Below are 22,875 nucleotides of genomic sequence, written 5' to 3'. Positions count from 1 at the left end.
ACACCGCCCTTTTATTAGAATCCGTGCTCTGCCAAAAACTCTAAATTCAACCCTGGTTTTGAATCACCATTTTTCATTTGATGTATAATATATTTCCCTATCATGTCATTTTCGATGTTAACTATATCGCCAGCCGCTTTTTGCCCCAATACGGTGTCCTGATGAGTCAATGGAATCAGTGATACAGTCAAAAGGTTTCGTTCGATTCCAAATATCGTCAAGCTCGTTCCATCAATGGCTACAGATCCTTTTGGAATACAAAAGGTACTGAGCCCTTCTTCCAATTGGATTACATAATATACGGCATTTTCTTTTCGTTCTTTTTTTATGATTGTTCCGGTTCCGTCGATATGACCTGAAACAAAATGACCGCCAAACCTTCCCTGTGCACTCATGGCTCGTTCGAGATTCACAGGTGATCCCAACTTTAACGTCCGGATCGAGGAAGCTTTGACCGTTTCCGGCATCACATCGACCGTAAACAAACTTTTCGTGAAGGACGTTACCGTTAAGCAGACCCCGTTGACTGAAATACTATCCCCCAGATGAACATCTTCAAGGATTTTTTCAGAACGAATCGACAGCTCCATACTGCTTTTTCCTTTTTTCAAGGAATGGACGGTACCGATATCCTCAATGATTCCCGTAAACATGTTTTTCCCCCTTTTATAAAATATAAAAAACCCCTTAGGAAGACCTAAGGAGTTAGCAGGAGAAATGAGTGAAAAAAACTGTATACCTAAAAAGCCTAATATTTTCTTTTTTGAAAAATTAGGCGTACGTATACACTTGGGTTCCACACGTCCTTCTCCCATCCAGACTGTACTGTCGGCTTTGGAATCTCACCAAATCCTGCCTTTATCAGGCTCGCGGGCTTAGAATTTCTTCATCACCGCCGGTTGGGATTTTCACCCGACCCCGAAGGACACTATCAACACATTGCTGCGCTTTCTAGTATTATGTTGTTATTTAAAAGCCTATGTAATAGGATTTTTACGGTTATGATATTGATTGAAATGTTTTATAGTTCTGTTGAATATTGTTCATTCCTTCCAAGTATCCTACCAAAAAACTACCACTGAATTGACTTTTAATTAATGACATATTACCACGACAAAATAAAAAGAACAAGGAATGAATCTCCTTGCCCTTCTCCATCAAGCCATTTTAAAAAAGTAATTTTGGATACTTTGTATATCCTTCCGATTTTAACCACGTGTAAGGGAAGATCCCTATTCCCTTTTTTATCCTTAGCAGGCACGTTTACATCCACTTCGACGTTTTACTCTACCTTTTGTTCAATCTTTACATTTTTTGTTTAAACCCAATTAATCTCACCTCTTCAAAGTCTCGAATATGTTAATGACTAGTTTATGTAAATGAATGAAAAGAGTTTGGACCACACAATGGATACTATAAAGACTTGGCCCATAAGCTCGGCCATACTAAAAATCAAGTTAGCTGCAAGTTATATGTGATGGACCATGTCTACAGGTGTGATCCGTTTCTTCCACCATTCCTGGCATAAATGATTGTCTCCTGCCAATACAACAGCACGGCACTTCTTCCAACCAGATGAGTTATAGAACTTCTTAGCTTCTTTATCACGTTTGTATTTATTGTAATAAGCCTGCTTACCCATACTATTTCCTCACCTTCTTTCTCCAAAATAAAAATGCACCCAAAGAATGAGTGCAATATTTAAACTATTTAAATTCAATTAGTGCTTTGCAACTTACCATTAACTAAACTACTATATTGTATCGGAATGTACTTACCACCTGATTTTGATTTTACTATTCCATTCAAAATAATGCTTTTTACTCTCTTTTTTACAACACTTTTTCTCTTTTTTCTTGCAACAATCTTTTACCTTCTTACAACTGTGTTTCTCTTTTTTGCAACACTTTTTATCCTTTTTTTTCTTACAACTATGTTTCCCCATATAATCATCCCCATATCATGTATTGTTATATAATATGGATTTACTAAATTTACGCTTGTGCTTGTCCCCATTAATGAATATATTGACATCTTCTTTCTCCAAGATAAAAAGCACCCAATTGAATAGATGATAATATAACTATACAATCGAATTCAGAGGGTTTTCTTTATATATTTTCTATAAAGATTTTCTTTGGGAATTTTGCTATAATGTTGAAAAAAATTTTGAGTATTCGAATCCGATTGCAGATCAGATGTTTGTAAGTTTAGGCAATTAAGGACCCCCCATAATTATGGATGCTTAATGATTTCAAATTATCTATCCACGTTCTATAAAATGAATCTCCAATAAGTCTGGTTATATCTAACATCTGTGATTTATCCTCATAGACCAATCTTGTATTTTCGTCTTCTAATTCTGTATTCAAACCAAAAATAACAGCCTTTATCAGTTATTACTTTCAGACAATAAAAAGTTAACTTCCCTACTTCTTCAGGTGGAACTTCTTGACGATTTACAAAGTCCTCATTAAGGCTTTATCATTTAAGCTAGCATTTCGTGTGGAGTATACGATTCAATGCACCCTTCAATTGTGCCAACCTTTCCTACCAAACACTAAAATGGAACAAATAAAAACCGCCTCAAACCCTTTAATACAAAGGTTTAGGCGGTTTATTTTTGATCTTACGACCCGAAGGACTAAAATAATATGAATTTTTGAATATTTTAACGCCATAAAGTGAAAAAAGATATGAAATTTCTAAACTTAAATGGTTCATTAGTTACAGGAAATCCCTTTCTATATGGAAAAATGAAATTCATTTCCGAGTACCTCCGATGTGCTCCAAAAAGATTAAACATGCTTAAATGGTGGAATAAGTTATAGGAGTCACAATTCATACAAGGAGGAAGCTCATGCTTATTGCCATCACCAATTTGATTTTCTTTCTATTCGTCGTAACAATGAATTTTCTAGCCAATTTCCTGCCATTGAACGGCCAAACATCAGGAGAGGTCTCTGATAAATTGGATGTCCTTTTCACTCCTGCCGGTTATGTATTTTCCATATGGGGCTTTATCTACTTTCTGCTGGCCATTTGGGTAATCAGACAGTTTTTAGGTAACCACCTTAACAGCCCTGTTTATAAGGCATCCTCCCCTTGGTTCGCTTTAAGCTGTGTACTGAATGGTTCCTGGCTTTTGGCTTGGCATTACGAACACTTTTTGTTATCCGTATTCATTATCATCGCTCTTTTGGCCACATTAATGGTCATTTATATAAGCATAAAAAAAGTGGAGCATACTGCTTTCGATCTATTTCCGTTTTCCGTTTATACAGGCTGGGTGAGTGTTGCTGCCATCGCTGACATTTCTTATTACCTTACCTATATTAAATGGGAAGGTTATGGGATTTCCAGTGTAGCTTGGACAATCATTTTGCTCATTGCAGCAACAATCCTGGCCTTTGTCTTTGCAGGTAAAAACCGGGATTGGTGCTATCCTCTCGTATTCGTTTGGGCGTTCATAGGCATCGGGATCCGAAATGGTGCCGCCTACCCGGTAACCTCAGACATTTCTTATATTCTGGCTGCTCTCACCTTTATCGTGTCCATCACAATCTTCATCAAAAATAGAAGGAGCTGAAAAGGAAATATGGCTGCCTAAAATGCCTGCCGAAGATCATGCCATACGTCCTGCCAAGCTTCAAGGCCAACTGAGAGACGGACTAGTTGGTCACTGATGCCCATTTGTTCCCGCGAATCTTCAGGAATGGCAGAGTGCGTCATGGTGGCGGGATGCTGGATCAATGTTTCGGCATCCCCTAGACTGACGGCAATTTTGATAAGTTCCAATTTATTGAGGAATTCCTGCGCATCCTTTTTTGTGCCATGCAATTCGAAAGAGATAATGCCGCCGCCATGTTTCATCTGTTTTTGCATTATATAATGATCCGGTGAGGCTTCATCACCTGGATAATATACCTTTTTCACCTTTGGATGTTTCTTAAGTTCACGAAAGATCTCCATTGCATTGGCCGAGTGACGGTCCATCCTGACAGGCAAGGTCTTTACCCCCCGCAATAGTAACCAGGCATCGAATGGTGAAATGATTCCACCGATATCCTTCTGTGTAGTTCCAGCTACCTTTTTCATAAACTCCTTCTTGCCGACAACAAGGCCCGCAACGACATCCCCATGCCCGCAAAGATATTTCGTCGCACTATGAAGGACGATATCACATCCATATTCAAGCGGTCTCTGTAAGTAGGGAGTCGAAAACGTATTATCGACTACGACCGTTACATTATATTCCTTCGCAACTCTCACTACCATCTCTAAATCAATCATTTTCATCGTCGGATTGATTGGGGTTTCTACATATATGCAGGTCGTTTCCGGCCGAATCATTTTCCTTACCTGTTCTTCTGTATCCATTTCACAAAAATCATGAGTGATTCGGTATTTATTTTTCATTAACTGCAGAAGCCCGAATGTACATCCATATAACCCCTGTGAACACAGGATGTGGTCATCCGTTTTAGTTAACGCAAAAAGCACTGCTGAAACCGCTGCCATACCCGAGCCGAAAGCAAGGCCAGCTTCCCCCCCTTCCAAAGCGGCAATCTTTTCTTCAAGCACTTGTACCGTGGGATTTCCAAGGCGAGAATAAATATATCCATCTTCTATACCGGCAAAACGCCGTTCCCCTTGCTCGGCCGTTTCGAAAGTGAATGTTGAGGTTTGGAATAAGGGTGTTGCCAAGCTTCCTAAATGCTTCTTCGAGTCATATCCTTCATGTATGACTGCCGTTTCAAACTTTTTATACTTCCCTGTCATATCGTCTCCTCCTAACCTATATCTATTGCTATCATATGTCAAAAATCCATATAAAGGAAGCGTTTTCATGCATGAATATCCCCATCAATAAACTCCAGAATTCAGTTTATATAATTTAATTTCACAATCAGAATTTATAGATAAAGATTTTGGCAGGGCGCAAGATGAACAAATTCATTTTTGGTTTTCTGGTTATATTAACGACTGCTTTAATGGGTTCTTCATTCGCTATAGGACAAATTGGCTTAGCGTACTTCACCCTAAGTTACTGGCAGTGTTTCGGTTCATCCTAGCAGATTTCAGCATGGCCATAGTCGTTAAGCTCATCAAACGCCCGCACTCAAAAAGATCAAGAATTGGTCCAAATGGAGTATCATCTTTTTTTCCAGACAGCTGGTGTCAGGGGATGCTTCTTTATAGGTTTAAGGACCAATTCAGCCGGGGAATTGTCGATCTTGACATTCATGAACCCGTTATTCCTCTTGCTGGATGACCCTGTTCACTGGTACGTTGCAGTGGAGGTTCACTCATTTTCATCCGCATATTTTTGGTTAACTGGGAATCCCACCATTTTAAGACAGTGAAAAGGTCATGTAGAGTGAATTCAAATTGAGCATCCACTTAATTTTTAAAGAAAAGGAGGAGTTTTAAGAATTGGTCGGATGGTATATGTTCCCTGCTTAAATCCTAATCGTGTTTGTAAAAAAAAAGAGACAGCCGCCACGGCCATCCCTTTTCCAAATCATTCATCGACTACGATGTTTCCACCATAGAAGGTTACTCTCGTTAATGGAATCTCCAGTTCACGAGCCATTTTTTTCAACTCTCGCTCTTCTCTTTCCGTTACGATTGAAATAACAGTGCCGTCTGCACCTGCACGCCCAGTTCTCCCTGATCTATGGATATATTGATCGATGTTATCAGCCATATCAATATGAACGACCGCAGTAAGACCTTTAATATCAAGCCCCCTAGCCGCTACATCCGTTGCTATCAACATCGGGGATTTTCCGGAACGAAGCTTGCGCAGCGCTTTCTCCCGGTCGACTTTATTGGATTCCCCGTGAAGCACGCCCATTTCAACACCTTTATAGCTCAGCTTTTCATGTAAGACGCTCAGTTCTGCTATATCATTCAGGAAGGCAAGGGCCTTCACATCTTTAAGTCTTGTGATTTTCTCTAGAATTTTGGATTTTTCCCGTCTCTCTACAACAAAGTACAGATGATCCACTTTCGATTCCATTTTTTCATGCTTATCGACCTTTATCATTTCGGGTTCATTCATGAATCCTCGGGCCGCTTTTTCCGTTTCCTCTGGCAGAGTTGCCGAGAATACCATTATTTGCCTGTCTTTGAGGGTTGTTTTGATAATATTATTGATCGTACCCATATGCTCTGGAGTGATCAATTGGTCACCTTCATCAAGTACAATCGTCTTAACTTCATGCATCTTCAATTTCTTTTGGGCAATCAATTCATAAATCCTACCCGGTGTTCCGGCAATTACCTGTGGATGCTTCTTCAGTTTGTCCAACTGCCTTTTCACATTAGCCCCGCCGATGAATGCTGCACCCGTTATGCCGCTTCCCTCTGACCAAATGCGAATTTCTTCATTGATTTGCATGACCAGTTCTCGGGATGATGCCAAAATCAAAGCTTGCGGCGATTTTTTTTCAGGATCTACCTTTTCTAACACTGGCAGTAAATAAGCTAAAGTTTTTCCGGTTCCAGTCGGTGATTCAGCCATGATGTCTTTTCCCTCAACAATCACGGGAATCGCTTTAGTTTGAATCGGGGTAAGTTGTCCGAATCCGGACTTTTTCCAGACCTCTTGTATATATGGTTTTCTATCGTTCACTAATGCAGGTAATTCGCTCATATCGTTCTCCTTTAATATAAAACTTTTCCTATCTTTCATAGTACCACTTATTCTTGTCCAGTAGCCAACGGAATACGAATTGTAACCGTCGTCCCTTTGTTTATCTCACTTTCAAAATGCATTTCCCCGTCAAGGCGATGAACGACCTTCCGGCAAATTGCAAGTCCGATCCCTGTGCCCTTTTCCTTCGTCGAATAAAAAGGCTCACCAATCCTTTCAAGGCGCTCGGGCATCATTCCTATGCCATTATCACTCACGCTGACTACAGCTTGATCATCGAGGATTTGCAGCGACAGATCAATTTTCCCATTATCCTCTATCGCTTCAATGCTATTCTTGACAACATTGATTATCAACTGTTTAAGTTCAATTGAATCAGCCATAATATAAATCGGTTCAGCGGTTTTAACCCTAAACCCCATTTCGATATTATTCAAATTCGTCTCTGCTTGCATCAACGTGAATACCTGTTGTAAACTGTCGGCAAGATCTATCCTTCGGAATGCGACATCCTGTTTCTTTCCGAGAACCAACAGTTCACTTGAGATAATATTAATTCGGTCAATTTCCTTCAACATGATATCAGAATGCAGCGGGTTGACCTCCTGTGTCATGTCCATTAATTGTACGAATCCTTTTAAAGATGTCAGCGGATTTCTTATCTCATGTGCGACGGCAGCAGCCAGATGTCCGATTACAGATAGCTTTTCCGACATGACCATCAATTCCTCTTCGCGCCGCAATTCAGTAATATCCCTTACGATTGCATATACTCCAAGCATTTCCGCTTGAACGATGATCGGTAGAAAGGTTACACGGATTATCCGCTTTTCATCACTCTTATTCTGGATGGTCGTTTCGAATTTTACGGCTTCGCCTTGAAGGGACTGTATAAAGAAAACAGATACTTTTTCCTTTTCATTCCAGTTGATGAGATGATTCGCATTCTTGCCTTTCAAATTGTCACTGTGATGACCTAACAGCTTTTCAGCTTCCGGGTTAATTGAAACGACATTTCCTTCAAGATTCAGTTCAAGGACACAATCGGGGTTATGCTTGAACAGCGACTGATACTGTTCATCCTTTAGATTGAATTCCTGTTGGGACCTCAACATTTTCCCCGTCCAATACCTGATTATGAAGTATAAGAAAAGCCCGGTTATGAAAATGAACATCCATCCTTTGGAATGTTGAAACATTGCATATATCTGAACATCCGCCTTTGCCTGTGTCATAGAGATGTAATCCGTAACGATAATCCATAAGACCCCAATGATTATATATATAATAGCCACTTTACATGCAATTTTATGAGATTGGTTCATGTTTTATCCTTTGTAATGTTTTTTGGTTTATTATTCCCAAATCACTCAAAAAAAGCCCTCATGTTTTCCACATAAGGACTCTTTGGATATTGTACCATATCTATGGCGTTCATTGTTTATATCTAAAAAACAACTGGGTTAAATGATCAAGAGAGGTTTTTGATGGCTTGATTGAATTCCTCTTCTATAACTTTTGAAGGCTTGGCCGATAGTAAGCTGAAAACAACGACCGCTATTGTTCCAGCGATGAAACCAGGAATGATTTCGTATACTTCAGCTAACTCTTCGATCATTTCCCAAACGATTACTGTTGAGGTACCGACAATCATTCCCGCCAGGGCTCCCCATTTCGTCATTCGCTTCCAGTACAGGCTTAACAAAATGACCGGACCGAAGGCCGCTCCAAAACCGGCCCATGCATAACCCACCAATTTAAGGATCGTACCACTTGGATTAAAAGCTAAAATGAGAGCGATGGCAGAAATTGCCAAAACGCCAAACCGGCCCACTAGCACTAATTCCTTATCAGATGCATTCGGCCGAATGAACTGCTTATAGAAATCATCCGTCAGGGCACTTGCAGAAACTAACAGCTGAGACGCAATCGTACTCATGACCGCTGCCAAAATCGCCGCCAACAAGAAGCCTGTAATTAAAGAAGGAAACAGTTCTTTAGCTAAAATGATGAAGACAGACTCTGCACTTTTTTCCCCTAAAGGACTGCTTGTCAGATTAAAATAAGCAATCCCTACCAATCCGGTGAACATCGCTCCCACGATAGCAAAAATCATCCAGCCCATACCGATTCTCCGTGCACTTTTCAATTCCTTAACAGATGAAACCGCCATGAATCGAACGATTATATGAGGCTGCCCGAAATAACCAAGTCCCCATGCCAGAAGAGATATGATGCCAATGGTTGATGTTCCTTCGAAAGCATGCAATAAATTCGGGTTAATCGATTTTATTTCATTGAAGGTAGGATCCCAGCCACCAATATTTACAATCGTGACAACTGGTACTAGAATTAAGGCAATGAACATAATCGTACCTTGTACGAAGTCCGTCCAGCTAACAGCCAGGAATCCGCCAAATAATGTGTAAAGAATAACAACGCTCGCCGTCAGCCAGATGCCCCACCGGTAATCCAAATTGAAAGCGGAGCGGAAAAGCTCACCGCCTGCTACCATACCTGAAGAGGTGTAAAAGGTGAAGAAGATTAAAATGACCGATGCTGATACAACTTTCAAAATCCGTGATCCATCTTTAAACCGATTTCCCAAAAAGTCGGGAATCGTAATCGAATTGCCGGCCACTTCCGTATATGTCCGAAGTCTTGGTGCCACGAATAACCAGTTTAAATAAGATCCTGCACACAGGCCGATGACAATCCAGCCAGCACTTAACCCGCTTATGTACATTGCACCGGGAAGACCCATCAACAGCCAGCCGCTCATATCGGAAGCACCTGCACTCAATGCAGTTACAGCTGGGCCCAAGTTCCGGCCGCCAAGCATGTAATCCGTTAAGTTGGCCGTTCTCCGATAGGCCAAATAACCAATTAACAGCATGCCTGCCATGTATATTCCAATTGATATTATAATTCCATATTCCAAAAATGAATCCTCCTATTTATAGGTTAATTTTCATCTTGTAAGCTTATCAGAAAAAAAAACATATGTTAAGAAGTTCTTGCACCTATCAACGATTTCACTTTCAATATAATTAAGAAAATTCATTTTATTAGATTAAATTATTAGGAGGAATACGCCCATGCAATCCTATATCAATCAGCCAGATGGAGTCTTTCCCTCTGTTTGCTCTCTTGACTGTCCTGATCAATGCGGTCTACTGCTGCACAAAAAGGACGGGAAAATCATTAAAGTTCAAGGGGACCCTGATCATCCAGTTACCAAAGGGAATATTTGCAACAAGGTCCGGAACATGACTGCCCGCCTATATGACCCCAATCGCTTAAAGCAGCCATTAAAGCGCATCGGCCCGAAAGGAGAAGGGAAATTCGCTCCAATCAGCTGGGAAGAGGCCATTGACACAATTACTTTCAAATGGAATGATCTGCTCGAAATGCATGGCCCTGAAAGCATACTTCCCTATAGCTTTTATGGAAACATGGGTAACCTAAGCGCAGAGGGCATGGATCGCCGTTTTTTTCACAAACTCGGTGCAAGCATGCTTGAGCGTTCCATTTGTAACGCGGCCGGATCAGTCGGATACAACTATACAATGGGTGGTTCTTTCGGCATCGACCCTGAAGAAACGATTCATACAAAGCTTTTCATCATGTGGGGCATTAATGCGGTGAGCACAAATATGCACCAAGTTACGCTTGCACAGCAAGCCCGAAAAAACGGGGCCAAAGTAGTTGTCATTGACGTACATAAAAACCAAACCGGTAAGTGGGCAGATTGGTTCATACCGATTCTGCCTGGTACCGATAGTGCCCTTGCCCTCGGTTTAATGCATATTCTATTTGCCGAGAATCTAGTCGATCAGCCTTTTCTTGATGAATACACAGTGGGTGCTGCTGAATTGCGCGAACACGTCCGCCAATATGACCCTGCAACCGTCTCCGCGATCACCAGCGTTCCAATGGATGACTTATATGAATTAGCCAGGATGTATGGCACTACCACTCCATCATTCGTCCGAATAGGCAATGGGCTGCAGCACCATGATAATGGCGGCATGGCAGTACGCACCATTGCCTGCCTGCCTGCACTTACCGGCCAATGGATGACGGAAGGCGGCGGGGCCATCAAAGGGAATTCAGGATATCTGGCTTTTAATACAAATGCCTTAAGACGCCCTGATTTATTGCGCAATAAAGCTACTCGGACCATTAATATGAACCAAATCGGTCAAGCTCTATTGGAAAAAGAAAACCCGATTCGCTCCATGTTTGTATACGGCTCCAACCCAGCACTTGTCGCTCCGAATGCAAATAAGGTGCAGGAAGGTCTAATGCGGGAAGATCTATTCACAGTGGTCCATGATCTATTCTTGACCGAAACGGCCATGTTTGCTGACCTCGTCCTCCCTGCCACATCATCTTATGAAACGGAGGATTTTTATAATTCATACTGGCATAATTACGTCCAAATACAGAAACCTGTAGTCGATAAATATGGCGAGTCGAAATCGAATGTTGAATTGTTCAAACTTTTAGCTGATGGAATGGGCTTTGAGGAACAAGCTTTTAAAGATTCAGAAGAAGATATGATACGGCAGGCGCTTGATTTTCCCGATAATCCGCATTTGGAAGGCATCACCTATGACTCCCTTTCAAGGAATCAATTTGTCAAAGCCAAGATGCACCGGATGTTCCCAGGCAAGCTACCGACACCAAGCGGTAAAATCGAACTTTATTCAGAACGGATGAAGCGCGATGGATATCAGCCTCTACCAACATATACACCAATCATTAAAGACAGCGAACTGCCATTTTTATTCATACCGGCACCTAATCATAACTTCTTGAATTCAACCTTTTCAAATAATGCCAAACATATCTCCTTGGAAAAGGAACCTAAGCTGCACATCAATGCAGCTGATGCCAAAACGTTAGGGATAGCTTCAGGAGATATGGTTAAAATCTGGAACGGCCGCGGTGAATGCTTGCTTACCGCCGCTCCCGGTGAAAATGTGTTACCCGGCGTACTTGTCAGCCAAGGCTTGTGGCAGAATGCACCTGAAACGAAACAACTCATCAATGCCCTTACTCCAGATCGCCTCTCAGATATGGGCAATGGCGCCGTTTTCTTTTCAGGACGGGTGGATCTTGAAAAAGTCCAACATAAGTCCACGAATCTATAAATATATCGGCGGTTCTGGAGTTTCTGGAGTTATTTCGCCGATTTCCGGATTATATCGGCCCATTTCCGGATTATATCGGCGATTTCCGTTTTTTTTGCATATCAACATAAAAAAGGCTGTTCCACAAGGAACAGCCTTTTCGTCTAGCTATTTACTCTTCATCAAACCAACCAGTTGGCTGAATATCCAAGTTGTTATTGATTTGCTTTACTTCCGTATATGCCTCATAACCGAAAGTGCCCAGTTCGCGTCCATTTCCACTTTGCTTGAATCCTCCCCAAGGAGCTTCATTATAAGTCGGGTGATATGAGTTTATCCACGTGATGCCGGCACGTACTTTTTTAATGACACGGTACGCTTTTGCGATATCATTCGTGAACACCGCTCCCGCTAAACCATATTTCGTATCATTGGCAAGTCGAAGAGCTTCCGCTTCATCCTTGAACTTTTGAACGACAAGCACCGGTCCAAAAATTTCTTCCTGCACAATCCGCATGTCCGGTGTCGTATCAACAAAAATAGTAGGTTCGACAAAGTAACCTTTATCCAAGCCTTCTTCTTTAATTCGGTTTCCACCGACGATTAATTTGGCTCCTTCTTCTTTTCCAATTTGGATATACGATAATATCTTGTTCATATGGGCCTCTGAAACGATAGGACCCATTTGGCTTTTTTCATCGGAACCTGAGCCTACTTTGATCTTTTTCGCCTTAGCAGTAAGGCTTGCAATGAACTGATCGTAAATGGACTCCTCCAAAAGTAACCGGGAGCCCGCTGAACAAACTTGTCCTTGATTACAGAAAATCCCGTAGAGAGCATAATCAACTGCAGTCTCGAAGTCAGAGTCCGCAAATACGATATTAGGCGATTTCCCACCTAGCTCCAATGTCACTTTCTTTAGGTTACCTAGTGAAGCCTCCATGATCTTACGTCCTGTGGCCGTTCCTCCCGTAAAGGCTACTTTATCTATTTCTTCATGTTCGGCAATCGCCTGTCCGACAATTGGCCCCGCTCCTAACACTAGGTTTGCGACACCTTTAGGCAATCCGACCTCATCCATGATTTCAAATAGTTTGACAGCTGTCACGGGAGTAACCTCCGATGGTTTGAACACAACGGAATTTCCTGCAGCCAGTGCCGGGGCTAGTTTCCAGGCTGACATCATTAGAGGGAAATTCCAAGGAACGATCTGCCCGCATACTCCTATCGGTTCCCTTACGACCATCGCTTGCTGACCATCAGGAACTTCATAAGTCTGACCTGTCGGTTTTGTAGCCAATCCTGCATAATATCTAAAACAGGCTGCTGAATCATCTATGTCATAACGAGCCTCACGCAATGGCTTCCCATTATCCAATGTTTCCAACGCAGCAAGTTCTTCAGCTTTTTCTTCTATTTTATCGGCAATTTTGAATAAAATGCGAGCTCGCTCCACTGCCGGAGTTCCCCACCATCCACCTTCATAGAAAGCATATTTCGCTGCCTCGACAGCTGCATCCACGTCTTCCTGTGTGCCTTCTGCAGCTGTAGCAATAACTTCTCCCGTGGCCGGATTCAATACATCCCTCTTCTCACCTGAAGTCGAATTCACCCATTCCCCATTGATGTACATCTTTAAGTCCAGTGCTCCCGTTCCTTCTTTTTTCGTGTTATTTTGTAAAGTTTCCTGCATATAAATTCCTCCTCGGTTTTAAGTTATCTACCTATATAAGATATGAGCAAGATTCATGCCAGTCTGAAATATTAGGGAAATCACATTTTCTTGCCCTTTCCTGTACCATTTAAATTCAATCATGAATTCCCTATTCAATTCTGCATAAAACATTTACAACTTACAGCTCTTTTATAAATTCATAGAAAAATAGTAAAATCAGCAGCTCAAAAAAAGAGATGAGCAGCTGCTCATCTCTTAATACATTAATTTCGGTTAAAAATGACCAATTTCATTTCCGTCATCTCTTCAATGGCATATTTTAACCCTTCGCGACCCGTCCCGCTTTTTTTGATTCCGCCATATGGCATGTTGTCGACACGGTAAGTTGGGATATCATTAATGATAACACCGCCGACTTCCAATTTTTCTGCGGCAGAAAGTGCCAAATTGATATTTTCTGTGTAAATCCCGGCCTGCAATCCGAATTCGGAATCATTGACCATATCAATCGCTTCCTCAACGGACGAAACTTTATTGATCAAAACAATGGGAGCAAAGACTTCCTGACAAGATACCTTAAGCCCTGCATCCACTTCCAGCAACACGGTGGGATGCAGGATATTCCCTTCAGATTTACCTCCTGCTGCAACAACCGCACCGTGTTGTTTAGCTTCACCAATCCAGTCCAGGCTTCGCTGTACATCGCCAGGGCTGATTAATGCTGAGATATCCACTGCGGGATCCATGGAATCACCAAGCTTCAAGTCCTTCGTTGCTTCAGTGAATTTTTTGACGAACTCATCATATATCTCTTCATGAACATATGCGCGCTGTAAGGAAATACAGACCTGCCCTTGGAAAGCGAATGCCGCCGATACACAGCGCTTGATGATTTTATCGATATTTATTCCTTTATCCACTATGACAGCTGCATTTGAACCAAGTTCAAGACTCACTTTCTTTAACCCTGCCTTATTACGAATCCCGATTCCTACAGCAGGACTTCCAGTGAATGAAATGCTCTTCACCCTTGAATCAGTGACTAATTTATCACCAATTACCGAACCGCTTCCGGTAACTAAATTAAACGCACCTGCCGGCAAATCCGTTTCTGCTAACAGCTCAGCAAGAAATAGCGAAGATAGCGGTGTTTGGCTCGCAGGTTTCAAGACAAGCGTATTTCCTGCAGCAATGGCCGGCCCTACTTTATGAGCAACAAGGTTCATCGGAAAATTAAAAGGCGTAATCGCACCCACAACTCCAATCGGCTCACGGACGGTGTAGCCAATCCTTCCTTCCCCGTCAGCTGTAGCATCCATCGTCAATGTTTCGCCATGAATCCTTTTTGCTTCCTCTGCTGCAAATTTATAAGTGGCGATCGTCCGGGTTACTTCCCCCATAGCCGTTTTAATCGGTTTCGCTGCCTCTTTAGCAATGATTTCAGCTGCTTCATCTTTTCGGCTTTCCAAAAGACTCGCAAGTTTTTCAAGTATGGCAGCCCGTTTATGGCTAGGTAAAGCGGCCATTGTTTTTCTAGCTTGATAGGCTGATTCTATCGCCGATTCGACATCTTCCAGGCTTGCTGAAGGAATCTCCGCAAGTACTTCCCCGCTATAGGGAGACTTTAGTGTCGTGAACTTTTCTGCTTCTTGCCATTTACCATTAATGAATAATTTCTTCTTCAGCGTTTCCGTCATGACCATCCTTTTCACCTCTTATAAAATTTCTTTTTCTACAGCAGTAAATGTCTTATCAAGGATTTCAATTATTCTTTCTACTTCCGATTTAGTAATGATTAAAGGCGGTGCGAATACCAGTGTATCTTGGTCAAACGTAACAGACCGACAAATCAAACCATTCTTTGCGGCTTCAGCAACCAATCTTGGAGCAAGCTGTGTCTCAAAGCCTTCCCCCGTTTGTTTGTCCTTTACGATGGAGATGCCCCCAATTAGTCCAAGTGCCCTAACATCACCAACAATCGGGTGTTTGCTTTGAAGCTTCTTAAAGCCAGCAAGCAACTCTTCACCACGCTGTTTCGAGTTTTCTATCAGGTTTTCACGTTCAATTATTTCAATATTTTTCAAAGCAACCGCACAAGCCATAGGGTGACCACTGTATGTGTAGCCATGTAAAAGCGTGCCTTTTGAAAGGGCTATGAAATCTTGATGCATCTTATCATTCAGGACGACCCCGCCTAACTGTGCATATCCACTCGTAACACCTTTTGCAAAGCACATCATATCCGGTACAACGCCAAAGTGCTCAATTCCAAAATAAGTCCCTGTTCTACCGAAACCTGTAATGACTTCATCCGTCACCATTAAAATGCCGTATTCATTACAAATCTCCCTTACTTCCTTAAAATAGCCTTCAGGAGGAAGGTTCACGCCACCTGCTCCTTGAATCGGTTCAGCCATAAATGCCGCAATCGTTTCAGGTCCTTCCTGTACAATGACCTTACGCAACTCCTCAATGGAGGAACCTTCCACATGGTAAAAATCCGGTGCGGTTGAATTCGTGAAGTCCCGGAACGGTTTCAGACCAGTCGCACTTGTAGCTCCCATTGCCACTCCATGATAGGATTTCGAGCGGGAAATGATTTTTTGTCGATTAGGCTGACCTTTCAAAATCCAGTAATGACGAGCTAGTTTGATGGCCGTATCATTCGACTCCGATCCACCTGAAGTGAAGAAAACTGCATTCAAATCCCCAGGAGCGATGGAAGCGATTTTGGCCGCTAACCGGATTGCCGGCTCATTGCTGAAAGTGGCGAAACTAGAGGTGAAAGCTAACTTCGCCATTTGTTCCTTCGCCACATCAGCCAACTCTTCTTGTCCATGTCCAATATTCACATTCCAAAGTGAAGCCATGCCATCAATGACAGTCCTGCCCTTGACATCCGTAAGATATATTCCCTTACCTTCAGTAAAAATGAAACTTGGACCATCTGTCTGCTGTTGTTCGATTGCAGTAGTAGGATGAATAAAATGCTTTTTATCCAAATCGATTAATTCCTGAATACCCGTCTTCTCTTTAATCATGTAAAAAACACCCTTCTCATGTAATGTATTTTTTTGCTAAACTATTTTATTTATATATATTTATAGATATAGCAAGATGCATGCCAAATTATATGAGCCTTATATTAAAGGTATTCAAGTTAAAATGATTCATAATCAAATCAATACGAGTGAATATTGATTCATATATAAATCACTCGATTCATATTCAAATCACTAGCCCCCCATTCATTTAGAAAGAGTACTAATTTACAGGCAGTATGTTGAATTCCACCGTCATTCTCCAACAGATGTTACATAACCTTACATAACATATTGAATTTTCGGAAGATTTGTATTATTATCGTGTTAATACTTTTCATTCTTTTTTTGCCGCTAGGTTAATCTAAACGAAAGAAGTTGATATATATGCAGGCAGGTTTTGAACTGCTCCAAAAACAAACCATGAAATTATCATTAACCCCTGAATTACAGCAATCAATCAATATCCTTCAATATTCCACCTATGAACTAATAGATTTCCTACATCGACAGGCAAACGAAAATCCCGTACTCGAAATAAGCGAAACATTTAAAGAGCCCCCCGGATCCTCTGAATCTTTCATTCGTACACATAAAATTAATTCTCAGTTACGGGGATCTTCCTCTAAAAGTTTCAACGGAGAAAATGATTACAACCCGATCAATAATTATTCCGTCAACACAGAAACACTGGAAAACCACTTATTGGAACAAATGAGTATGTTAAGGTCATTGAGATCCATCGAAAGGAAGATTCTCCAATTTTTAATTGGGAATTTAAATGAATATGGATACCTTGAATTGGATGGAAATTGGGCAGCCTCGCATTTTTCCGTGTCCGTGGAAGAAATAGAAGATATGATTCAAGTATTGCAATCCCTTGACCCCATTGGAGTCGGGGCTAAAGATCTGACCGATTGTTTACTCATTCAGCTGCGTGAGCATGAGGATTACAATGAATTGGCGTATAAGATCGTTAAAAAGCACATAACGGATTTAGCAGAAAAACGCTACAGAAAAATTGCGGGCCTTTACAACGTGACCGTTCAGGAAGTACAAGAGGCCTCTGATTTCATCCGGACGTTAAACCCTCGTCCCGTCAGTCACTTTTCCAAAGATATGACTCATTACATCGTTCCGGACGTATATGTGGAAAAAGAAAAAGAAGGGTTCCTGATAACGGTCAATGACAGCTACACACCTAAACTTTCCATCAATCCTTACTATAAGAACCACCTCGCTATGAATCCTGGTAATAAGGTAAAAGATTATGTCAAGGGTCACATAAATGATGCCCAATTACTATTAAAAGGGCTTGAACAAAGACAAATGACACTTTACAAAGTGACAGCTACAATAGTGGAGGAGCAACAAGAATTTTTCATGAAGGGAATCGCTGGTTTAAAACCTATGACACTGAAAGACATTTCGGAAAAACTCCAACTTCATGAATCAACAATCAGCAGGGCGACAAGCAATAAATATATTCAGACTCCGCATGGCCTATTTAAATTAAAGAACTTCTTTACTAGAGGCTTAAACCGAGTGAACAGCCAAGCGACCGAATCCACGGCGACCATCAAAGAAAAAATAAAGGTCTTGATTGCCGATGAGGATAAGATAAAGCCTTTTTCAGATCAGAAAATTTGTCAGATATTCGAAAATGAAGGGACGAAAATTTCTCGCCGCACCATTGCTAAATACCGTGAAGTCCTAGGTATACCGGGATCTTCCAAACGCCGCAGATTTTAAAATCAAAAAAACTAGCTATGACTCTTTCAAAAGATACATTTATTTGGAAGATTCTTTTAAAATGGATAGATGGGGAATTTTAAAAGAATCTTCCATACTTCCGTTGATTCTGTTAAAGGTCTAGTGAATGCCACATAAACAAAAAACCCCTGAACCAGGGGCTCCATACACTTATTAATTCAAACTTTCCAAATACCTGTGTAACGGTTGTCTTAAGTCCTCCCCCAATTCACTGAAAGAGGACTTAGTATCCTAATGTCATTCTTTATTATTCGAGTTTTATTTATTACCCCATTTATCCTCGAAAATAAGTTCATCCATTGGTCTTCTTTTTTCCCAATTGGCAAGTTCAAGAATGGGTTTATCCGGATATTGATCGGTATAGCCAATCGACATGAGTGCAATGGGTTCCACATGCGGCGGAATTTCCAAAATATCACGAATATCATTTTTCTTATAAAAGCTTACCCATCCCATTGCCAATCCTTCCGCACAGGCAGCCAGCCACATATTTTGAATCGCACAGGCTGTGGATAGGATATCCGTTTCCGGAATGGAGTTCCTCCCCAAAACATGGGAGCCTCCCCGTGTCGGGTCACATGTTACACAAATTGTGTATGGTGCTTCTTTTAACCCTTCCACTTTCAAACTAAGAAACTTATTTTCTTTACCGCCTTCATAATGAATAGCGAGTGCCCGTCTTTCTTTATCCGCTGCCCATGCCAATCTGTTCTTGGTTTCCTGAGATGAAATTACGATAAAACTCCAAGGTTGCATGAATCCTACAGACGGCGCATGATGTGCAGCATCCAAAATTCTGCGGAGTACATCCTTTGAAATGGGCTTAGGCAAAAAACTCCTGATATCCCTTCGGTTATAAATGGCTTTATATACTGCGGCTTGTTCTTCATTAGTAAACATAGTTTCCCCCCATGATTCCGGTTCCCCAGAATTTTATCTAAAAATTCAATATGAATTTTACAGGTAAACCCTTACAATTAACAGTGACTTTCCAGATATCCCTTGATACAGCTTGTTCCGTCCACCACAAGATTCGCTCTTTCCTGAGGCCTTTGTGCGTCAACATAGCAATCTTCATGAACCATCCAGTTATATTATCCTTCCACATTTGACGCGCATCTTCACCATCCCTCTCAAGGCCACGTATCACGGGGACATTCCACCCAAATTGTGAAATCATGGGACCCTTCCATTTCTTTACGCATAGAATACGTTCCTTCAATATTGACCCCAGCAGGAACCATATGCCATTTGGCCGTAGTGTCCGTTTCTCACTCATACCTTTGATACCTTGCTTCTTTCCCCTCAGTAAGCGGTTTCATGATTTGGTTAAAAAGCGGTCCTCAATCACAGACCGCACCAATCTGTTTTTGGGCTGGGGGCAGTTGGATCCTTTTCGATGATGGCAAATGAAAATCGTCTATATGAATGACCGCACTACCTCGACATTCTGCTTGGAAACGGGAGGCGAGTGTACTTTTCCAGACCCACCCGACCATCTATGGCCATTATATATGGAGATCGTTTTTTTTGAAATTTCGAGAACATCAGTTATAAGACTTTTAATCGTATACTGTCCATTAAGTGTTGGAAAGGTCATTAGCATTCCTCCTATACTACTTATTCATCGTCCTCCCTTATATCCCTTCCTTGAGAGGATAAAATGAAAAAAACTATGAAGAAGGTGCAAGTATTGAATAACATCCAATTTGCCGCCATTTTCGATATGGACGGTACCTTGTTTCAAACTAACAAGATATTAGGTTCTTCACTTGAAAGAACATTTGAGATCCTTCGATCAGAAGGGAGCTGGATAGGAAATACCCCGCTTGCCACGTACCAAAGGATTATGGGCGTCCCACTAACAGTCGTTTGGGAAACTCTGTTACCAAAGCAACCCGCGCATATTCGCCGGCAAGCTGATCAACTTTTTTTAGAGTGTTTGATACAAGAAATCAAAGAAGGAAAAGGTTCGCTTTTCCCTCTCGTCATGGAGACTTTGTCAACGATCAAACAGCTTGGAATTTCCATTTTCATTGCTAGCAATGGTCTAGAAAAGTACTTGGAAGAAATTTGTTCTTATTTTGGGTTACATGAATTTATTACCGACATATATAGCGTGGAAAGGTCTTCGAAAGGATCGAAGACCGACTTGGTGCAAATGTTATTGAGAGACTATCGAATTGAAAGCGCCATTCTGATTGGGGATCGAAAGTCCGACATCGAGGCAGCAAAGGAAAATGGCTTAACGGCTGTAGGCTGCCAATTCGGATTTGCCGAAGAAAATGAATTGGCTGATGCAGATCTGTTCATCGCAGATTTTCCTGAACTTCAAATATACCTTTCCAAATGGATACTAAAGGCCACTCCCCAATAGGTTTTCCTGTTCTGCAAGCATTACAGCTATCCTATCCTGGATTGCCGTGATGCCTTTTTCTTCAACAAAATTATTCACAATGATCGAAAATATGATTTTTTCCCCTCTTTTGGTCGTCACATAACCTGATAAGGAGCTCGTTCCTGAAATGGTCCCTGTTTTCGCACGGACATTTCCAGCTGCATTTGTCCCTTTCATTCTTTTTCTTAGCGTACCGCCCACCATCCGATTTTCATCTCCCGCAATTGGCAATGCATTCAAGTAAGCAGGAAACCACGTTTTTTCCTGTACGGCATATAGCAGCTTCGTTATTTCATTCGCTGGAACCATATTGACTTGGGAAATGCCGGATCCATCACGCATTATGATCGTTTGCATATCGAGACCCATACCATTCATCAGATTTCGAGCAACCTTCAAACCATCTTTCCAGCTTCCCTCCCTTTCTGCTTCTTTGCCCATTTCTTTCACCAAAACCTCGGCATGACCGTTATTGCTCAATTTCATGAAAGGTATAAGCAGTTGTGAAAGCGGCATGGACTGATGAGTGGCGATCAAGTCCGCCCCTACTGGCGTTTTCCCTTTTTTCCTTTCTCCCGACACTTTAATTCCATGTTTCCTCATTGATTTTTTAAATAAGCTCAGGGCATATTCTGTAGGATCTTTCACCGAGATCCACTCTTTGGTCACCCCGGCATGCTCGGGAATGGTCCCCGTCACAGTAATGACATCTGTCCCATGGGACCGTTCAACTTCAATTTCCTTATTGCCGTCTACAGATTCCGTTTTCGTTTTGTTGATGACCTTCACATAATCCGTTTCCGGCTTCAGCTTCACCGTTGCCATTTTTCCAGGCTTTTCCCCGGGTGTTACCTCCACGATGATAGTGCCGGTATCGTAGTCCTCATTAGGGGAAGCGGTTAAAGCTGAAACAGCTGCTCCGTAATATTCCTGTTCATCGCTCCAAACTAAGTCTTGGGAATAACGAACATCATCATACCAAGAATCATCACCTATAAGATCTCCATGAACGAGCTTAACTCGCCTTTGCTTCAGTGAGGCTGCCAGCTCATCAAAATCCTTTTCCAATAATGTGGGATCTCCTTTTCCCTTCAGGTACACATCTCCCTGCAGAACATGGCCAACCTGCACTCCATTTATGTATAGTTCGGTTTGAAAAACATGATCTTCCCCTAATGTTTCTAAAGCTGCTGCTGCGGTCAAAAGCTTAAGGTTCGAAGCAGGCCGCAATCTTGTTTGCGCCCCTCGTTCATAAATCATTTCTCCTGTTTTAGCTGAACGGATGGAAATTCCCGTTAACGCCCCTGCCAATCCTGGTGAATCGTCCAATATTTGTTGGATCTTCTGTCCTAGGTTTCCATCATCATTCGCTGCCTGCATCGATTCTCCATTAAAAAAACAAATCAAAAACAGGAAGAATATAAAACTCAACTTCCTTTTATATGTCAAACCTATCACTCCCACTCTCATAACTCACCACTTCTATCTTGTCCATTTTACGGTCATATAAAAAGAAAAGATCCACTAGAACCTCCCTATTTATACATACTCATGAAACTGCAGGATTATTCGGCCCCATTCAATGGGATCCATTAGGCAATCCCAACTTCATGATTCATTTACATGTACGATTACAGGGAACTTTTTTGATTGATAATCCGTATAAGTATGAAGACATAGTAAGGAGTGAATATATGTATTCAAAGATACAGCCACCAACGAAGAAAATTTCCAAAGAATCCGTGAAAGTTTGGCGGATGACTGAAGCCATTACCAATCTCATTATCCTCACCGTCCTTGGCATCCTATTATATGTTGATGATCATTTCGCTTGGACAGAATGGATTGGATGGATTTTATACGGACTTATCACATTATCTTTTTTCCATGCAATCTGGTCCATCTTCATTGAACCGATCTTGTTGCAAAAGTATTGGCGTTACGACGTGAACGAAGAATTCATTCAAACAAAACGTGGAGCCTGGAGTGAAACGCATGAACTCATTCCGATGACGAAGGTTCAGTCCGTCAAATTGAACCAAGGCCCGTTTTTAAGAAAATATAACCTTTATTCACTAAGTATCGGAACAATGGGAAACTCTCATGACATTCCCGCCATCCCGAAGAAAGAGGCGTATGAATTAAGAGATAAAATTGCCCATTTCGCAAAAATAAAGGAAGTGGATTAA

General features: G+C 41.6%; 18 protein-coding genes and 1 riboswitch. Of the genes, 6 read left to right on the top strand and 12 right to left on the bottom strand.

Annotation, left to right across the window (positions count from 1 at the left end; genetic code table 11):
• Positions 1-14: 14 nt before the first annotated feature.
• Entirely contained in the window at positions 15-653 is a 639-nt protein-coding gene (gene ribE / locus ACDZ29_RS13490; RefSeq protein ID WP_289323592.1) for a riboflavin synthase, read from the bottom strand.
• Between the two features lie 146 nt (positions 654-799).
• A riboswitch (FMN riboswitch) is annotated at positions 800-930 on the bottom strand.
• Positions 931-1,468: 538 nt separating this feature from the next.
• Positions 1,469-1,642 (bottom strand): hypothetical protein, encoded by a 174-nt coding sequence (locus ACDZ29_RS13485; RefSeq protein WP_370013784.1) that lies wholly within the window; start codon positions 1,640-1,642, stop codon positions 1,469-1,471.
• 1,218 nt (positions 1,643-2,860) lie between these two features.
• Between ACDZ29_RS13485 and ACDZ29_RS13480 the strand changes: the two genes are divergently transcribed.
• Positions 2,861-3,589: a TspO/MBR family protein gene (locus tag ACDZ29_RS13480; protein ID WP_375091022.1), complete on the top strand. Its 729-nt coding sequence runs from the start codon at positions 2,861-2,863 to the stop codon at positions 3,587-3,589.
• A gap of 17 nt (positions 3,590-3,606) precedes the next feature.
• Here the strand turns inward: ACDZ29_RS13480 and megL are convergent, their stop codons facing one another.
• The gene (megL, locus tag ACDZ29_RS13475; protein ID WP_370013781.1) at positions 3,607-4,782 is read right to left on the bottom strand and encodes a methionine gamma-lyase; all 1,176 of its coding nucleotides are present in this window, start codon (positions 4,780-4,782) and stop codon (positions 3,607-3,609) included.
• A gap of 304 nt (positions 4,783-5,086) precedes the next feature.
• Here megL and ACDZ29_RS13470 point away from each other — a divergent pair, with 304 nt between their 5' ends.
• Positions 5,087-5,275, top strand: coding sequence for a hypothetical protein (locus ACDZ29_RS13470; protein ID WP_370013780.1), 189 nt, complete (start codon positions 5,087-5,089; stop codon positions 5,273-5,275).
• Between the two features lie 249 nt (positions 5,276-5,524).
• Here the strand turns inward: ACDZ29_RS13470 and ACDZ29_RS13465 are convergent, their stop codons facing one another.
• The 3 genes from ACDZ29_RS13465 to putP all read right to left on the bottom strand — a co-directional run bounded on the left by ACDZ29_RS13465 (position 5,525) and on the right by putP (position 9,602).
• Positions 5,525-6,661 carry a DEAD/DEAH box helicase gene (locus ACDZ29_RS13465; RefSeq protein WP_289323587.1) on the bottom strand — a complete coding sequence of 379 codons (1,137 nt, stop codon included), beginning with the start codon at positions 6,659-6,661 and terminating at the stop codon, positions 5,525-5,527.
• A 47-nt stretch (positions 6,662-6,708) separates the two neighbouring features.
• Entirely contained in the window at positions 6,709-7,956 is a 1,248-nt protein-coding gene (locus ACDZ29_RS13460) for an ATP-binding protein (protein ID WP_289323586.1), read from the bottom strand.
• Positions 7,957-8,132: 176 nt separating this feature from the next.
• Positions 8,133-9,602 (bottom strand): sodium/proline symporter PutP, encoded by a 1,470-nt coding sequence (gene putP / locus ACDZ29_RS13455; protein WP_289318109.1) that lies wholly within the window; start codon positions 9,600-9,602, stop codon positions 8,133-8,135.
• Positions 9,603-9,759: 157 nt separating this feature from the next.
• Between putP and ACDZ29_RS13450 the strand changes: the two genes are divergently transcribed.
• Positions 9,760-11,820, top strand: a complete 2,061-nt coding sequence (locus ACDZ29_RS13450) for a molybdopterin oxidoreductase family protein (RefSeq protein ID WP_375091021.1) — start codon at positions 9,760-9,762, stop codon at positions 11,818-11,820.
• Between the two features lie 151 nt (positions 11,821-11,971).
• Here the strand turns inward: ACDZ29_RS13450 and ACDZ29_RS13445 are convergent, their stop codons facing one another.
• The 3 genes from ACDZ29_RS13445 to ACDZ29_RS13435 form a co-directional block, all read right to left on the bottom strand.
• On the bottom strand, positions 11,972-13,492 hold the full coding sequence (locus tag ACDZ29_RS13445) for an aldehyde dehydrogenase family protein (protein WP_289323584.1): 1,521 nt from the start codon (positions 13,490-13,492) through the stop codon (positions 11,972-11,974).
• Positions 13,493-13,737: 245 nt separating this feature from the next.
• Positions 13,738-15,171, bottom strand: a complete 1,434-nt coding sequence (locus ACDZ29_RS13440) for an aldehyde dehydrogenase family protein (protein ID WP_375091137.1) — start codon at positions 15,169-15,171, stop codon at positions 13,738-13,740.
• 18 nt (positions 15,172-15,189) lie between these two features.
• The gene (locus tag ACDZ29_RS13435) at positions 15,190-16,515 is read right to left on the bottom strand and encodes an aspartate aminotransferase family protein (RefSeq protein ID WP_289333573.1); all 1,326 of its coding nucleotides are present in this window, start codon (positions 16,513-16,515) and stop codon (positions 15,190-15,192) included.
• 423 nt (positions 16,516-16,938) lie between these two features.
• Between ACDZ29_RS13435 and rpoN the strand changes: the two genes are divergently transcribed.
• Entirely contained in the window at positions 16,939-18,267 is a 1,329-nt protein-coding gene (gene rpoN / locus ACDZ29_RS13430) for an RNA polymerase factor sigma-54 (protein WP_375091020.1), read from the top strand.
• A 279-nt stretch (positions 18,268-18,546) separates the two neighbouring features.
• On the opposite strand, the gene bluB is transcribed toward rpoN, so the two are convergent.
• Both bluB and ACDZ29_RS13420 read right to left on the bottom strand, forming a co-directional pair.
• Positions 18,547-19,188, bottom strand: a complete 642-nt coding sequence (gene bluB, locus ACDZ29_RS13425) for a 5,6-dimethylbenzimidazole synthase (protein WP_289323580.1) — start codon at positions 19,186-19,188, stop codon at positions 18,547-18,549.
• Between the two features lie 520 nt (positions 19,189-19,708).
• Positions 19,709-19,888 carry a hypothetical protein gene (locus ACDZ29_RS13420; RefSeq protein WP_289323579.1) on the bottom strand — a complete coding sequence of 60 codons (180 nt, stop codon included), beginning with the start codon at positions 19,886-19,888 and terminating at the stop codon, positions 19,709-19,711.
• Between the two features lie 63 nt (positions 19,889-19,951).
• On the opposite strand from ACDZ29_RS13420, the gene ACDZ29_RS13415 reads away from it, so the two are divergent.
• Complete coding sequence (locus tag ACDZ29_RS13415) at positions 19,952-20,665, top strand: HAD hydrolase-like protein (protein WP_375091019.1); 714 nt, start codon at positions 19,952-19,954, stop codon at positions 20,663-20,665.
• On the opposite strand, the gene dacB is transcribed toward ACDZ29_RS13415, so the two are convergent.
• Complete coding sequence (gene dacB, locus ACDZ29_RS13410) at positions 20,645-22,156, bottom strand: D-alanyl-D-alanine carboxypeptidase/D-alanyl-D-alanine-endopeptidase (RefSeq protein WP_375091018.1); 1,512 nt, start codon at positions 22,154-22,156, stop codon at positions 20,645-20,647. The genes ACDZ29_RS13415 and dacB overlap by 21 nt on opposite strands.
• A gap of 224 nt (positions 22,157-22,380) precedes the next feature.
• On the opposite strand from dacB, the gene ACDZ29_RS13405 reads away from it, so the two are divergent.
• Positions 22,381-22,875 carry a PH domain-containing protein gene (locus ACDZ29_RS13405; RefSeq protein WP_289318119.1) on the top strand — a complete coding sequence of 165 codons (495 nt, stop codon included), beginning with the start codon at positions 22,381-22,383 and terminating at the stop codon, positions 22,873-22,875.

Origin of the sequence: Peribacillus sp. RS7, assembly GCF_041956845.1 — a bacterium.
Lineage (GTDB): Bacteria > Bacillota > Bacilli > Bacillales > DSM-1321 > Peribacillus.
This window is presented reverse-complemented; position numbering and strand designations above follow the sequence as displayed.